Genomic DNA, 12499 nt, shown 5'->3' on the forward strand with positions numbered 1-12499 from the left:
CTAAGAAAAGTGGAATTTATCGGGGAGAAAATATATGAAGAAAAAAATTAAAATTCTGATTGCGCTGATAGTTGGATTTGCTCTTGCAATGCTATTGATGAGCGTCGCAATTTACTTTGGATATACTAACGCATATAGTACAGATGTAAATACACTAACTGTTAAAATACTCGGAATACCTATTTACGAACTTACAAAGTCTGGAACAGAGTATATTGGCAAATCAATAGGAGTTTATATGGGGGCAGTATGTGGTATTTGTATGGCACTCAGTGTTATTGCTGAAGAACTTATCAGCAAAGCAAGACACAAATAAATCCCAGATTGGAGAGTAATAAAATTATGGAAGAAAATAAAACAACAATAGTACAAAAAACTGTTAAATCAGGTATTACATTCGGTAGTGCTTTAGCTATGGTCATAAGTTATACAACATGGAAATCAGTTGGGTGGGCAATTTTTCATGGCTTGCTTAGTTGGGTATATGTAATTTATTTTGTTTTACGCTATTAAATTTCAGGTTATACAAAGATAAGTTTAAAAATTTGCAAACCGACGGAGTGATCCAGACACGGTGGCGGTCGAAGACATAGAGCCACGCCAGCTTGCTGGCGAGTGTCTGGTTCACTTTGGCGGTTGGGCGAGCGTTAGCGAGCCGTTCAAAGCCCCCGTTATCTAACAAGGGGGGCACAAAAAACAAGAGTCAATATACATTAACAAGCGGAAAACGCTGTATTTACAAGGCGAAACTGCATTTTACATGGTGTGATATAAATTATGCCATTATCACTTGGGAAAATTGAACAAGACATAGGAAAGACAGTTGATTTCAAACGAGAAATTGATTGTCTTTTTCTTTTGCAGAAATTTAAGTATAGGCAATTATCAAATACGGTAGTTGCTTTTTTGATTGGAGGAATTTTAGAATGAATGATAAAAACTTTATTGAAGAACTAAGACAAAAGCGTGAGGAATACGGAGTAACACAAACAAGGCTTGCTGTTGCCTGTGGTATCAGCCGTGAATATTACAACCGCATTGAAAAAGGGAAACAGCCATTGAATGACGAATTAAGAGAAGTCATAGAAAAACAGATTGAGCGTTTCAATCCGCAAGAACCACTATTCTTATTGATTGATTACTTTCGTGTCCGCTTTCCTACTACGGACGCATTGGCGATTATCCGTGATGTATTACAACTGAAATCTGATTATATGCTTTATGAAGATTATGGAAAATACGGATATGAAAGCAAATATGTACTTGGCGACATCAATATCATGTGTTCCATGCAGGAGCATTTAGGTGTTTTATTGGAACTGAAAGGCAAAGGCTGTCGGCAAATGGAATGTTATCTGCTGGCACAGGAACGCTCATGGTATGACTTCATGCTGGATTGTATGACGGCTGGTGGTGTGATGAAACGGCTTGATTTGGCTATCAATGACCGAGCAGGAATATTGGATATTCCAAAGTTAAAGGAAAAATACAAGGCTGGCGAATGTGTTTCCTATTTTCGTATGCAGAAAGATTACAGCGGTACAGAAAAATGCGGTAGCGATTTACCAAAGAATACAGGAGAAACCTTATATCTCGGTTCAACAAGTAGCGAATTATATATGTGTGCTTATCAGAAAAATTATGAGCAGTATGTCAAGAATGGCACAGAAATTGAAGATACGGAGATTAAGAACCGTTTTGAAATACGCATGAAGAATGAACGAGCCTATTATGCGGTTGTAGATTTACTGACCTATCGGGACGCTGAACGCACCGCTTTTTCTATCATCAATCATTATGTCCGCTTTGTTGACAGAGAGGACGACAAGCCAAAAAGTCAATGGATAACAAATGATGATTGGGCATGGTTTGTAGGGGAAAACAGAGAGCCGATACGCTTAACCACAAAGCCAGAGCCTTACACTTTACAAAAAGCGTTGCATTGGCTACAAAGACAAGTTGCACCAACAATAAAAATGGTACAGGCATTAGACAGAGAAAATCATACAACGATACTGAAAGATATGATTGAGCAGGCAGAACTTAAAGACAAGCATAAACATTTATTACAATTAGAGAAATCAACCATAGAAGAACGTATAGATACCGCTGTTCCACAAGAGAATGACGGTATTTTTTAATGTAATTGAAAAATTTCAGATTTAGTCAGCAAAGAGCTGTTTTCATTCCCTATGTGAAGTGAAAGAAGAAAAATAAATTTTTTATTAAATCTGCAACAAAACGGCTACTTGCGTACAGATATGGTGCGAGAAAAGGAAATCTAAACTTTTTTTGAAAATAGGTCATTAAATCGGGGCTTGCTGTCCCTATATGAAGTGAAAGAAGAAAAAAGTTTTGAAAAAATGACGGAAATTCGTGATTAGTGGACAGTGTTCTATGAAAAGAAGAAAAGCATCATCATTTTGTATTCAAACAGGCATTAGCAGTTGAGTGTTGATGTGAAAAGAGGAAAATACTTTATTCTAAACTTAACAATTTAAGGTTTCCGTTCCCTATATGGTGCAAAGAAAATATTTCATTCTATTGTTGGCAGTAACGGTATGGTTTGGGTAGTTAGGGTGTGAAAAGAAAAATAATCTTTTTTCGTCATTAACTTAGCAAAATGACAATGTCTATCCCTATATGGTGCAAGAAAAGAAGTTAAAATTTTTCCATTTCAACTTAGCAAATGGACGTTTGCTGTACAGATAGTAGTGAAAAAGGAGAAAATCAACCGTTGATTGCCAAAATGAACCGTTCCATTTGTACTAATAACGGAAAAAGTTTTGGATTTTGGTTACGTTTCCCCTCTTTTCCAACGCGGTATATAGGAAAGATGATTTTCTTCTTTCTTGTTCTTTGACAACTGAATAAAGCAATTCAATACGTTTGACAGACAGCGAGCCGTTGAAACAAATACGCCACGACCTTTCCCCTGCAAGAGCGAGCGAAAACCTATTTGTGTTCTTATAAAAGATTTGTCCTCTTTTATCGCCATGACCTGTACTGTCAGATAATGATACTCCCGTACAGCCACAGCTTGAGCGTTCAGAGCGTCGCACGCAATGGGTACGGCTACATAAGAACTATGCAGAGGTGGAACTCCTGTGGGCTATGACAAAAGCCGTTGAATTGCTTAGAAAGATTTTACAGAAAGGGGGTATGTGTTATTGATAATGCTGTAAAAACAATTCAAAAGAAAAATGGCAAGTGTGGCATTGGCAACAGAGGAAAGACAAAGATTGTAGTAAAAGAGCATTTTTCCGAAAAGGGCAAAACAATGGAAGAACTTCTAACTGATGTCATGCTGGAAAAAGCAAAGCAGACAATCGCATAAAATCAGTGCAGTTGTAAGAAATAGATTGAATGACAAAAAGTACCCGTGTTATACTTTACTTGCAAGCAGGTATTGTAAACACGGGTTAGTTATAAAGGAGGATAACTGACAATGAAACAACAGATTTACAATACTGCACTTTATCTTAGGTTAAGCCGAGATGATGAATTACAGGGCGAAAGTTCCAGCATTACCACACAGAGAAGTATGTTGCGTTTATATGCAAAAGAACATCATTTGAATGTCATTGATGAATATATTGATGACGGCTGGTCGGGAACAAATTTTGACAGACCGAGTTTTCAAAGAATGATTGAGGATATAGAGGCAGGAAAAATCAACTGTGTTGTAACGAAAGACCTTTCCCGTCTTGGCAGAAATTATATTATGACAGGACAATATACAGAATTGTATTTCCCTAGTCATAATGTCCGCTACATAGCGATTGATGACGGTGTAGACAGCGAAAAAGGCGAAAGTGAGATTGCACCATTTAAGAACATCATCAATGAATGGGTGGCAAGAGATACAAGCCGTAAAGTCAAATCAGCATTTAAGACAAAGTTTGCGGAGGGGGCTCATTACAGTGCTTATGCTCCGTTAGGATATAAGAAACACCCTGACATCAAAGGAAAACTGTTGATTGATGATGAAACAAAATGGATTATTGAAAAAATCTTTTCCCTAGCCTATCAAGGTTACGGAAGTGCAAAAATCACAAAGCAGTTAAGAGCAGAAAAAGTTCCGACAGCGTCATGGCTAAATTTTACAAGATACGGTACTTTTGCACATATCTTTGAGGGAAAACCCGAAAGTAAGCGTTATGAGTGGACGATTGCTCATGTCAAGGCGATATTGAAAAGTGAGGTTTATATCGGAAACAGTGTTCACAATATGCAGTCTACGGTATCGTTCAAGAGTAAAAAGAAAGTGCGTAAACCCGAAAGTGAATGGTTTCGAGTAGAAAACACTCACGAGCCGATTATTGACAAGGAAGTGTTCTATCGTGTGCAGGAGCAGATAAAATCAAGACGCAGACAGACAAAGGAAAAGGCAACGCCGATTTTTGCAGGGCTTGTCAAGTGTGCGGATTGTGGCTGGTCTATGAGATTTGGAACGAATAAGGCAAATAAAACGCCTTACAGTTATTATGCTTGCAGTTACTACGGGCAGTTTGGCAAAGGTAATTGTTCTATGCACTACATTCGTTATGATGTGCTGTATCAAGCCGTATTGGAACGCTTGCAGTATTGGGCTAAGGCAGTACAGCAGGACGAAGAAAAGGTATTGAACAAGATACAGAAAGTCGGCAATGCAGAGCGAATACGGGAAAAGAAGAAAAAGGCAAGTACATTGAAGAAAGCCGAGAACAGACAAAATGAGATTGACCGTTTATTTGCGAAAATGTATGAAGATAGAGCCTGTGAGAAGATAACAGAGCGAAATTTTGTGATGTTGTCCAGCAAGTACCAAAAAGAACAGATAGAACTGGAACAGCAGATAACAAGCCTAAGAGAAGAACTAAGTAAAATGGAACAGGATATGATAGGTGCTGAAAAGTGGATTGAGTTAATCAAGGAATATTCCGTACCAAAGGAACTGACAGCACCATTATTAAATGCCATGATAGAAAAAATCCTCATACATGAAGCAACAACGAATGAGGATAACGAAAGAATACAGGAAATTGAGATATATTACCGATTTATCGGAAAAGTTGAGTAATCAACAAGAGTAATATTTTTAACTAAGGGAAACCGGCACGTCATATCCGGACATCACATTGCTTCCGGCATTGGCCAGATTGTTGGATACAGATTTGAATACATTGTTATCTTTTCAGGAAGATTTGTCAGACAGAGAAATTGCATTATTTTTGAATGAATTGTCGGAGCTTTCCGAAAAGGAGGGTGTTGAAACATTATATGTGCGTGCCTTGGACAGCTCAGACAGTGCGATTCAAAATCAGGCAAAAGCGATGCTGATTTCGAGATACATGGGACGCAAAGAGTATGAGCGGGCGCAAGAATTGCTAAATTCGCTGCCAGAACAGGACTTTTTTGATAAAAAACAGATTCAGGTAAATTTATTGATTGAATTGGGAAAACTGGGCGAGGCGGCGAAAGCAGCAGAAGAAAAATTATTGTCTGCTACCAATGAAATTCATGCGACATTGATGTCGTTGATGGAAATCGCAATCAAAGAAGATAGAATAGATGATGCGGAATATATTGCGAATGTTTCAAAAAAAGGAGCAGACCTCTTTGACTTATGGGAGTACAATTCATATGTAGCCCATTTTCAACTTTATCTGGTCACCAAACAGCGCAAAAAGGTTTTAAAAATACTCGTTTCGATGTTAAAGTCACTCACACACAAATGGGAAATCAATCAATCGCCATTGTACAGACATATTAAAACAAAAGAAGTAGATAAAACATTTGGTCCGAAAATGCAAAAAACACTCATTGATAGTTTGCGGCATGATGAAGACAGTGCGTATTGGCGAGAAAATCAGGAATTGGAGAAGGTATTAGAAGAATTTGAGATAAAGGGGAAGAAAAAATAGACTGGACAACTGCTTGGGGAAAGAAATATTCTATTTTAGCTCGATACCAGCAGGAAGTGAATATACCAAATTATTCCAGAAGGCTTCATCTGATGCTCGATGAATTAAAACAAGAGTATCACTATAATGCTCAGGACAGCGTGCTTGCTTTAAGAGATACTTGAAAAAATGGAAATCGAAATGATGGGAAAGGAGGCGTCTTATGAAGAAAATTTATCTTGCGTTAATCTTATTTTTGCTGGTAATGGTGGTTGGGTGTGGAAAAGAGACTGAGCAAAAGAAAAATCCTTACTTTCAAGCAACAGTGTTGGAAGTAAAAGAAAACAGTATATTAGTAGAGCCATTTGAGGGAGAGCAAGAATTGACATCTGTGGATCGAATATCGGTATCCACAGATGTCATCTCGATTCAAGAAGTGCCTGAGATGGAGGAAGGAACAGAGGTACGAGTTGTCTATAATGGGGAAATTGCAGAATCTTATCCGGCACAAATCCATCATGTTTTTGCGATATACCTTATAGATGAAAATGGCGAAGTGATTATTGATTGAGGAGGATGCTATGATTATCAGACAAGAAGAGACAAGAGATTATGAAAATATATATTCTGTAGTAAAGAAAGCGTTTGGCAGTGCTGTACAAGCGGATGGGAATGAACAGGATTTGGTCAATGCGTTGAGAAATGGTGACGCATATATTCCGGAATTATCGTTAGTTGCAGAAATAGATGGTGTGATTGTAGGACATATCATGTTCACAAAAGCGAAAGTGGAAGATAAAGTGGTTTTGGCATTAGCGCCATTATCTGTCTTGCCGGAATATCAGAGACAGGGAGTCGGTACTGCTTTGATAGAAGAGGGGCATAGAATTGCAAAAGAGTTGAACTATGAATATTCAATTGTATTAGGAAGTGAAACATATTATCCGAGGACAGGGTATTTGCCAGCTAATATGTTTGGAATAACGGCTCCGTTTGAGGTGCCACAAGAAAACTTTATGGCGTATAAACTGAAGGATGCTGCCGGAAAAATTTGTGGTGTTCTTCGGTATGCGAAAGAGTTTGGAATTAGCTAAGAGAATGAAAAAGGAGCAGGAGAAAGTAAAATATGAATATTGCGATTGATATTGATGATACATTAACGGAATCATTTGATTATTTTTTGCCGTATGTGGCAGAATATTTTGATGTGGATGAGGAAACCTTGAGAAAGCAGAATATTTCTTACAGTAACTTGCCAAAAGAGTGGAAAAAGGATGAAATTGGATTTTGCAGAGCGTATTATGACCGAATTGTGCCGGGTACACCATTTAAACAAGATGCGGCATGGGGGGTGAAAAGACTGCGAGAGTTAGGACATCGTATTGTGATTATTACAGCAAGGACAGATGCACTTTATACAGATCCCTACCAAACGACAGAGCAGGAACTTGCCAATGGCGGCATCTGTTATGATAAACTGATCTGTACGTTTGATAAGGCAAAGGCATGTGTGGAGGAAGAAATATCCGTTTTGATTGATGATTCTCTAACTCACTGTGATGCTGCTTCCGAAAAAGGAATTTCTACACTTTTGTTTTCCAGCAAGGCAAATCAATACGAGGAGACGGAGCACATTCGTGTCTCGAATTGGGAAGAAGTAATTGAGAAAATTATGAGCAGAAATATCAAATAATTTTTTCAATGGATAACAAAGCTGTTTTTTTGTCCAATCCACCTGCGTAGCCGGTAAGTGTTCCATTTTTGCCGATTACGCGATGACAAGGAATGATAATGGAAATTTTATTACGCCCAACAGCCTGTCCGACAGCTTGTGCTGACATATGTGCAATACCTTTTTGCTTGGCGATTTGAGCTGCGATGTCTCCGTAAGTTGTTGTCTGACCATAGGGAATCTGTTCTAAAATATTCCATACGGCAGTTTGAAAAGGGGTGCCTGTCATATGAATAGGCGGAGTGAAATCAGGGGTTTGTCCAGAAAAATAAAGGTCAAGCCATTGCTTCGTCTGATTGAAGACAGGCAGCTCTTTTTCTTGATGCTCCGGATCAAGATTGTAGGCGTAGTGTAGCTGATTTTCAAACCAAAGACCGGTCAGACCAATGTCATCAGCAGCCATCAAAAGCTTTCCGAGTGGTGAGGAATAATAGTTAGTATATTTCATAAGAATCTCCTTAAAATTTTATATTGGTATTATACCAATTTGAAGAAACGCTTACAACAGGTATGGTGAAGAGAAACTTGCAAATATGAATGGCGTAAAATTGAAAAAAGGATGAAATATGGAAATATAATTGACGATGTGGAAAGAAAACGGTAAAATAGAGGAAAGAGGTGATGGTATGACGATTGAAGAGATGAAAAAAAGAAAGAGAGAACTGGGATATACATATGAACAGATCTCAAAGATGTCAAATGTGCCGCTCGGAACGGTGCAAAAGATATTTGCGGGTGTGACGGAGTCTCCGAGATATGATACGATCGCGGCATTATCACAGATTTTTCAGAATGATACGGTTTCTTGTGTGCAGGAAGCTCAGAGTATTTATAACGTGAAGAGGCAGGGGGCGTATACGTTGGAAGATTACTATGCTTTGCCAGAGGAACAGAGGGTAGAGCTGATCGATGGTGTGATTTACGATATGTCCGCACCGACATCGGTACATCAACTTTTGGGGACGGAGATATTGCTTGTATTAAAAGATTATATCAGAAAGCAACATGGACGATGTGTTCCTATTGCTTCTCCGATTGACGTACAGCTTGATTGCGATGATAAGACGATGGTACAGCCGGATGTCATTGTGGTTTGTGATCGGGAAAAGATTCAGAATCGTTGTATTTTTGGTGCGCCGGATTTTGTCGCGGAAGTATTGTCAGAGTCTACCAGAAAGAAGGATTTGGTGCTTAAGCTGAACAAGTATATGACCGCCGGAGTGCGAGAGTATTGGCTGGTAGATCCTGATAGAAAAAAAGTGATCGTGTACGATTTTGAAAAAGAAGATTATCCGATGATGTATGGATTTGAAGCAAGAATACCGGTAGGTATTTTCGATGGAGAGTGCGAGGTTGATTTTCAAGAAATCTATGCATATGTAAAAGATATTGTCGGTGATTGGAATTAAAAAGAATCCTGCATCTAAGCGGAGATGCGGGATTCTTTTTCTTCGAATAATGTGCGGACTTTTGTGATGACACTGTCAAATGCCAGTGCATATAAAGAGCCGAAGGCATTGTTGAAGATACGTAAAAAGATTGCCATAGGAAGTCCGAAAATCGGAGTGGCAATTGCCAATGCACCGAAAGAGTTAAACACTGTCTGCCATCCATAGGTCGCCGAAAGACCAACTCCGATACCACCGATCATTCCAATATAACTGTAGCAGCTTTCCGGAAGCACAGTATAGAGTACAAGAAAGCAGATGGCTCCGAGAATATTGCCGGGTGCACGGAATTTGACGCGATATTCCATATCTTTACGAAATGGAAGCAGAACAGACATCGCTGCAATACCAATCCACATCACACGCGGAATTCCGAGAAGTGAAGCAATTAGCATCGCACTGGAGACACCGAGTGTCAGACGAATCTGCCATCTTGTGCGAGCAGAAGACAAATCAAACTCCTGAAACAGATGCCGGAAACTTCGTTTATAAGACATTTTTTTGTGGTTCCGGTATAAAATCAAAGCAGTAGATGCTGCACCGACTAAAAGTCCAATCAGTCGGAGGGTATAATCATGTCCGCTGACATCGTATCCCTGCAATAACAGATAAGCTAACACAAATGTGGAGTGATTGGACATAATGACATTGTGGCAGCCGAGCAGCATCAGAGCAAAGATACAGATTATGTTCACAAAGAATGCGATACCCGGAGAGACCATATTGGTCAATCTTGGACCAACTGCGAGAATACAGAAGATGATCAGAATACTAAATGCGCCATGCGGATTGTGAATACCCATATCGGCATAACGAAATACCATGACGGATAATAATACAACGACACCGACAATGCTATTGTTTGCTCCGAAAAGTTTTGTGTAAATAGTAACAAAAGCAACGCAAAACGAAACGGTTAATAAAATTTTAAATAAATAGATTGCGATGTGCTTTCGTTTTTCTTTAGGGTCAGTTATGCTTGCGATATAGGATTTTGAGCCGACCTGATCCAATTGTAATTCTTGATAAAAAGTCATATGACTACCTCCCTGTTTTTTTATCTTGCAGCAATTCATTTGCTGTCTGAATCTGTGTGGTTAATGATTCGAAAGATTCTGCGCCGAGTACTTCTCTCAGTTTGTAGATTGGCTCCAGATAATAGCGATAGGTGCAATCCAGTTCCATATTTCCAGTCTCTGTAATCAAAAGCACATAACTACGTTTGTCTGTCTCACAATAGTGTTTTTTAAGAAATCCTTTCTTTTCCAGATGGTCGATCAGACGGCTGACTGCGGATTTGTAAAGTCCCATCTGGACAGTCAAATCCTGAGGAGTCAGGGCGTGATCTGACAGTACGATTCTGGAAAGCAGATCTATTTCCTGAGCGGATGTGATTCCTTCCTTTTTGGCACGTCTTACGTGAAGTGTAGAAAAAAGTCGAATTTCCTGCATGATCTTCATCATATCCAGCCATGTGTAATCTCGCATAAACTAGCCTCCTTTTGGATAGTTAACAAAGTAAACTATATAGTATCATATGCGAAATAGAGAGAAATGTCAAGGTAACAGTAACCAAAAAGTCTTTTCTTGACGGGGAAAATGTGTGGACGTATACTGAAATTAACTATGACGAATATATAAGGAGAGAGAAGAGATGACAAGATTAGAACAACAGATACAATTTCTTGTGGAGATTGATAAAGTGAAAAATATTTTTCGCCAGACGTATCTGGCAGATGGAAACAGAAAAGAAAATGATGCTGAGCATTCTTGGCATATTGCATTGATGGCGTTTTTATTGAAAGAACATGTGGAGGAGCCGGTAGATGTAATGAAAGTGATTATCATGGTGCTGATTCATGATCTGGTAGAGATTGATGCGGGAGACACTTATGCGTATGATGCAGCAGGGGCAACTGATAAGCGTGAGAGGGAAGAAAAAGCGGCAGACCGTATTTTTGGCTTGCTTCCAAAAGATCAGGGGATATATTTTAGAGAATTATGGGAAGAATTTGAGGCTTACGAGACTGCCGATGCAAAGTATGCACATCTGTTAGATAATTTTCAGCCGGTTTTATTAAATGATGCATCCGGTGGGAAGAGTTGGGCGGAACATGGAGTAAAAAAGTCACAGATTTATAAGAGAAATGAAAAAGTGGAAGCGACATCAAAATCAGTGTGGGAGATGATGCAAAAGATCGTACAGAAAAACATAACACCTGGAAACATAAAAGACGAATAAGAAATTTTCATATGAAAGATGAGGAAATTGCGAAGATGCATGGAATTACGCGAGAAAATGTAAGAATACGTTCTAGGGCGAAACAAAAATTAATAGAACGATTGGAGGGAGAATCATGAAAGAATGGAATGAAAACAAATTAGATCAGGAATTGGAAGCGATGCTGGAAGATATGCCGCAGCAGGAAGAACTGGAGAAGAAAATTGAACAGAGAATGAAGAAAAAGATTCAGAAGATTGTATGCTGTACGTTGGCCGGAATTATTGGAGTGGTTCTTGTGCTGTTGCTTATTATTAATCCATTTTTAAATGCAATTTTTATCAACCCGGCAAAGCTAAATGAGGGAGAGCACAGTCAGATGCAGACAACTCTGAAAAATTATTGGGAGACGACACAGCCGTATGCGGAACTCGTTGCATTAAAAGTAAAGAAAAAGGGATTTGCAGGATATGAGTTGTCTATGCAAATTACAGACCGGAGAAGTCCGGTGATTTATGGTGCGCCAAATGTGTGGGTTGATATGAAGTTTGGAAAATATGTGAACTGGAGAGACAGTGGATTCGTAACTTCATTTCGGGCAAATCGATTTGAGAATCCATATGAAGAAAAAGAAAAATATCTTGAAAAAATCAAAGAACTTCCGGAATCTTCGATTTTATATCTTTCTGTCGGGGCAGAGAGTCCGAAAGTGGTGGAAGAACTTCGGAAAGAAGCTGTGGATGTGCAATGGGTGGAAGTCTATCAGCCAAATTCATCGTTTCAAGGAGGGCTTGCGTTGCGGGATTCTTTGATTGGTGGAGAGGATGCAGCGCGAACAGAGATGACAGAGGCGCAGTTGAAAGAGACGTATCTTTCTCACTTAAAAGATTTGCTGGACCATATGGATATATGGAACTCTTTAGATTTACAAAGCAGTAAATATGTATTTCCGGGTGAAGGGAAAGAGAGTGCACTGAGAGAATGTTATGAAGATGCGAAACAATTAGATGTGTTGGAAGCAAAGAATTATTGTATCTCAGGAAAGCGAGATGAAATTGTAGAGTATTTAGAGAAGACGGATATTAGCTCGATTCTAGTTGACGAAGTCAAATTAAGTGAATTGAGCAATTAAATACTGTTACTGTTTCTAGAAAAGATACAAAAAGCCCATAAAACATATTGACAAGGTAGGAATTAAGGGGTAATATCTAAG

General features: G+C 38.9%; 15 protein-coding genes. 12 read left to right on the forward strand and 3 right to left on the reverse strand.

Going from position 1 to position 12499, the window contains the following annotated elements; translation table 11 throughout:
• Nucleotides 1-34 precede the first annotated feature (34 nt).
• The 9 genes from BQ5364_RS05895 (at nt 35) to BQ5364_RS05930 (ending at nt 7578) form a co-directional block, all read left to right on the forward strand.
• A complete protein-coding gene (locus BQ5364_RS05895) occupies nt 35-316 on the forward strand; it encodes a DUF5963 family protein (protein WP_009243660.1) in 282 nt (93 codons plus the stop codon).
• Between the two features lie 26 nt (nt 317-342).
• Nucleotides 343-513 (forward strand): hypothetical protein, encoded by a 171-nt coding sequence (locus BQ5364_RS18075; RefSeq protein ID WP_009243661.1) that lies wholly within the window; start codon nt 343-345, stop codon nt 511-513.
• 413 nt (nt 514-926) lie between these two features.
• On the forward strand, nt 927-2141 hold the full coding sequence (locus BQ5364_RS05900) for an XRE family transcriptional regulator (protein WP_009243662.1): 1215 nt from the start codon (nt 927-929) through the stop codon (nt 2139-2141).
• Between the two features lie 986 nt (nt 2142-3127).
• Complete coding sequence (locus tag BQ5364_RS05905; RefSeq protein ID WP_002303258.1) at nt 3128-3337, forward strand: hypothetical protein; 210 nt, start codon at nt 3128-3130, stop codon at nt 3335-3337.
• A 111-nt stretch (nt 3338-3448) separates the two neighbouring features.
• Nucleotides 3449-5062: a recombinase family protein gene (locus BQ5364_RS05910; RefSeq protein ID WP_009243663.1), complete on the forward strand. Its 1614-nt coding sequence runs from the start codon at nt 3449-3451 to the stop codon at nt 5060-5062.
• 58 nt (nt 5063-5120) lie between these two features.
• The gene (locus BQ5364_RS05915; RefSeq protein WP_235837127.1) at nt 5121-5906 is read left to right on the forward strand and encodes a transcriptional regulator; all 786 of its coding nucleotides are present in this window, start codon (nt 5121-5123) and stop codon (nt 5904-5906) included.
• 202 nt (nt 5907-6108) lie between these two features.
• Nucleotides 6109-6456, forward strand: coding sequence for a DUF3221 domain-containing protein (locus BQ5364_RS05920; protein ID WP_022250860.1), 348 nt, complete (start codon nt 6109-6111; stop codon nt 6454-6456).
• Nucleotides 6457-6466: 10 nt separating this feature from the next.
• Nucleotides 6467-6979, forward strand: coding sequence for a GNAT family N-acetyltransferase (locus BQ5364_RS05925; RefSeq protein ID WP_022250861.1), 513 nt, complete (start codon nt 6467-6469; stop codon nt 6977-6979).
• Between the two features lie 32 nt (nt 6980-7011).
• Nucleotides 7012-7578 (forward strand): hypothetical protein, encoded by a 567-nt coding sequence (locus tag BQ5364_RS05930; RefSeq protein ID WP_004614018.1) that lies wholly within the window; start codon nt 7012-7014, stop codon nt 7576-7578.
• On the opposite strand, the gene BQ5364_RS05935 is transcribed toward BQ5364_RS05930, so the two are convergent.
• The gene (locus tag BQ5364_RS05935) at nt 7571-8065 is read right to left on the reverse strand and encodes a methylated-DNA--[protein]-cysteine S-methyltransferase (RefSeq protein ID WP_022250862.1); all 495 of its coding nucleotides are present in this window, start codon (nt 8063-8065) and stop codon (nt 7571-7573) included. The two genes, BQ5364_RS05930 and BQ5364_RS05935, sit on opposite strands and share 8 nt — an antisense overlap.
• Before the next feature lie 136 nt (nt 8066-8201).
• Here BQ5364_RS05935 and BQ5364_RS05940 point away from each other — a divergent pair, with 136 nt between their 5' ends.
• Nucleotides 8202-9026, forward strand: coding sequence for a Uma2 family endonuclease (locus tag BQ5364_RS05940; RefSeq protein ID WP_083382705.1), 825 nt, complete (start codon nt 8202-8204; stop codon nt 9024-9026).
• A 14-nt stretch (nt 9027-9040) separates the two neighbouring features.
• On the opposite strand, the gene BQ5364_RS05945 is transcribed toward BQ5364_RS05940, so the two are convergent.
• Nucleotides 9041-10102 carry an FUSC family protein gene (locus BQ5364_RS05945; protein ID WP_071143838.1) on the reverse strand — a complete coding sequence of 354 codons (1062 nt, stop codon included), beginning with the start codon at nt 10100-10102 and terminating at the stop codon, nt 9041-9043.
• Between the two features lie 4 nt (nt 10103-10106).
• Entirely contained in the window at nt 10107-10553 is a 447-nt protein-coding gene (locus tag BQ5364_RS05950) for a MarR family winged helix-turn-helix transcriptional regulator (protein WP_004614014.1), read from the reverse strand.
• A gap of 166 nt (nt 10554-10719) precedes the next feature.
• On the opposite strand from BQ5364_RS05950, the gene BQ5364_RS05955 reads away from it, so the two are divergent.
• Together BQ5364_RS05955 and BQ5364_RS05960 are read left to right on the forward strand one after the other, a co-directional pair.
• Nucleotides 10720-11307 carry an HD domain-containing protein gene (locus BQ5364_RS05955; RefSeq protein ID WP_004614013.1) on the forward strand — a complete coding sequence of 196 codons (588 nt, stop codon included), beginning with the start codon at nt 10720-10722 and terminating at the stop codon, nt 11305-11307.
• 115 nt (nt 11308-11422) lie between these two features.
• The gene (locus BQ5364_RS05960; protein WP_004614012.1) at nt 11423-12418 is read left to right on the forward strand and encodes a hypothetical protein; all 996 of its coding nucleotides are present in this window, start codon (nt 11423-11425) and stop codon (nt 12416-12418) included.
• Nucleotides 12419-12499 lie beyond the last annotated feature (81 nt).

This window comes from Coprococcus phoceensis, from assembly GCF_900104635.1.
Classification (GTDB): domain Bacteria; phylum Bacillota; class Clostridia; order Lachnospirales; family Lachnospiraceae; genus Faecalimonas; species Faecalimonas phoceensis.